The 3120-nt window shown below is 73.6% G+C and carries 3 protein-coding genes; all 3 read left to right on the forward strand.

Annotation, left to right across the window (positions count from 1 at the left end; genetic code table 11):
* A partial coding sequence (locus tag PROKR_RS04540) for a substrate-binding domain-containing protein (RefSeq protein ID WP_036959987.1) occupies positions 1–394 on the forward strand: 394 nt, incomplete at its 5' end.
* Between the two features lie 58 nt (positions 395–452).
* Entirely contained in the window at positions 453–1703 is a 1251-nt protein-coding gene (locus tag PROKR_RS04545) for a glycoside hydrolase 5 family protein (RefSeq protein WP_036959988.1), read from the forward strand.
* Positions 1687–3120 (forward strand): N-acyl-D-amino-acid deacylase family protein (locus PROKR_RS04550; protein WP_036959989.1); only part of this gene is annotated, 1434 nt, incomplete at its 3' end. The genes PROKR_RS04545 and PROKR_RS04550, both read left to right, overlap by 17 nt.

Raw genomic sequence — 3120 nt, forward strand, 5'->3', positions numbered from 1 at the left:
GGCCGCGGCCGACCACGGCGTCGAGCCGTCCTACGCGATCTGGGACGCCGAGGCGGCCGACCCCGTGGCCGACCTGCTGGCCCGGGTGGGCGACGTCACGGCGATCATCGTCGACAGCGAGGTGATCGCCGCCGAGATCGTCGCGCACGCCCCCGAGCTCGGGGTGAGCGTGCCCGGCGAGCTCTCCGTGGTCGCCTGGGAGGACTCCTGGGTCTCCACCCTGGTGCGCCCGCGGCTGACCGCGCTCGACGCGCCCGTCGAGGAGAGCGCCCGCACCGCCGTCGCCCTGCTGGAGCGGCTGGTGCGCGGTGAGGCCGTGACCTCGCAGACGGTCGGCGGGCGCCGGCTCATGGTGCGCGAGTCGACGTCCGCCGCCCCCGGCGCCCACGCCTGAGTTATCCCGCCCGGGCTGCTCGTGCCCGGGAATCCTGAGTCACTTGAGAGGCAGGCCCTTGACCACCACCCCGCGTTTCGGCGTCAACTACACCCCGTCGAAGGACTGGATGTTCCAGTGGATGGCGATCGACCCCGCGGTCGTGCGCGCCGACTTCGAGGCGATCGCGGCGCTCGGCGTCGACCACGTCCGGGTCTTCCCGCTCTGGCCGGTGCTGCAGCCCAACCGCACCCTGATCCGGCAGCGGGCGCTGGACGACATCGCGCTCGTGGCCGACATCGCCGCCGAGCACGGCCTGGACATCTCGGTGGACGTGATCCAGGGCCACATGTCCGGCTTCGACTTCGTCCCGGCGTGGCTCGTGAACTGGCACGACGGCAACATGTTCACCGACCGGCCGGCGATCGACGCGCAGGCCGCTCTCGTCTCGGCGGTCTACGACGCCGTCCGCGACAAGCCGAACTTCCTGGGGCTCACGCTCGGCAACGAGCTCAACCAGTTCCAGCGGCCCAACCCGGCCGCGATGCCCGCCAAGCGTGACGAGGTGACGCACTGGCTCACCTCGCTGCTCGGCGCCCCGCGCGACCGCGACCCCCGGCACGTGGTGACGCACAGCGAGAACGACCACCTCTGGTACCGCGACGAGCACCCGTTCGTGCCGGCGCACGCCGCCCGCCAGGGCGACATGACCACGGTGCACTCCTGGATCTTCAACGGCACCGCCGCGACCTACGGCGCGCTGTCGCCGCAGTCGGTGCGGCACGCCGAGTGGATGATCGAGCTGTCCAAGGCGTTCGCCACCGACCCTCGCCGGCAGGTCTGGCTGCAGGAGGTCGGGGCGCCCTCGATGAACCTCGCCGAGGCGGAGATGCCCGAGTTCTGCGCGCGCACCATCGAGGCGGCGCTGACCACGGACGACCTGTACGCCGTCACCTGGTGGTGCTCGCACGACGTGACCCGTGACCTCGGCGACTACAAGGATCTCGAGTACTCGCTGGGCCTGCTCGACACCGAGAACAACGTCAAGCCGCTCGGCCGGCGGTTCGCCGAGGTGGTCGCGGAGGCGCGGCGCGCTGGGGCCCGGCCCGCTTCTTCGGGCCGGCCGGTGGCCGTGGTGGTCGACGTCGACGCGGACGACCTGCCGTTGTCGCGGGCGTCCCTCGGCCCCGGCGGGGCCGTCTTCGAGCGCTGGCACGCGCTCCGCGAGGACGGCGTGGAGGTCACCGTCGTGACCAGCGCCGCCGCCGCGGACCCAGAGGCGCTGGAGGCTCGCGGCATCCGGGAGCTGGTCCGTGTCGACGCCGTCTGACGGCGACCTGCTGCTGCGCGGCGGCCTCGTCGTCGACGGCAGCGGCACCGAGCCGTTCGTCGGTGACGTGCTCGTACGCGCCGGGCGCATCGCCGGGGTCGGCGGGCGGATCGAGGTGCCAGGGGCGCGAGTCGTCGAGGCCGACGGGCTGGCCGTGGCGCCGGGCTTCGTCGACATGCACGCCCACTCCGACCTGGCCGTCCTGGCGGACGGAGCCCACCTCGCCAAGGCCACGCAGGGCGTGACCACCGAGGTGGTGGGGCAGGACGGGATCTCGTACGCGCCCGTCACGGACGCGACCATGGCGCTGGTCCGCGAGCAGATCGCGGGCTGGAACGGCATCCCGGACGGCGTCGACCTCGCGTGGCGCACCGTCGGGGAGTACCTGGCCGAGGTGGACCGGCGCGGCACCGCGACGAACGTCGCCTACCTGGTGCCGCAGGGCACCGTGCGGATGAACGTGGTGGGCACGGGCGACCGGCGGGCGACGTCGGCGGAGATCACGGAGATGCGGGCCCAGGTGGACCAGGGCCTGCGGGAGGGCGCGTTCGGCATGTCGTCCGGGCTCACCTACGTGCCCGGGATGTTCGCCGACACCGACGAGCTGGTCGCGCTGGCCGAGGTGGTGGCGCGGCACGGCGGTTTCTACGCGCCGCACCAGCGGTCCTACGGGGCCGGCGCGATCGGGGCGTACGCCGAGATGGTCGAGGTGGCGGAGCGCGCCCGGTGCGCGCTGCACCTGACGCACGCGACCATGAACTTCCCCGAGAACCGGGGGCGTGCCGGGGAGCTGCTCGCGCTGGTGGACCGGGCGATCGCCTCCGGCGTCGACGTGACGCTCGACTCGTATCCGTACCTGCCGGGGTCCACCACGCTGTCGGCGCTGTTGCCCAGCCGCGCCGCGGTGGGTGGCCCGGAGCAGACGCTCGCCCGGCTGCGCGACCCGGGGGAGCGGGCGTGGATCGCGCACGAGGTCGAGGTGGTCGGCAGCGACGGCTGCCACGGCGTGCCGGTGGACTGGGACACGATCGAGATCGCGGGCGTGCGCGACGCCGCGCTCGGCGACCGGGTGGGCCGCACCGTGGCGCGGATCGCGCTGGACGAGGGGCACGCGCCGGTCGACGTGTTCTTCGACCTGCTGCTCGCCGACCGGCTCGGCACGAGCATCCTGCAGCACGTCGGCGACGAGCAGAACGTCCGCGAGATCATGCGGCACCCCCGGCACACGGGCGGCAGTGACGGGATCCTGGTGGGCGCCAAGCCGCACCCGCGCGGCGCGGGCACGTTCCCGCGGTACCTCGCCCGGTACGTGCGCGAGGAGGGGGTGCTGTCGCTCGCGGAGATGATCGTGCACCTCTCGACGCGGCCCGCCGCGCGGCTCGGGCTGCACGATCGTGGGCGCATCGCCGAGGGGTAC

It is taken from the genome of Promicromonospora kroppenstedtii DSM 19349 (assembly GCF_000515355.1).
In the GTDB taxonomy this organism is placed as follows: Bacteria; Actinomycetota; Actinomycetes; order Actinomycetales; family Cellulomonadaceae; genus Promicromonospora; species Promicromonospora kroppenstedtii.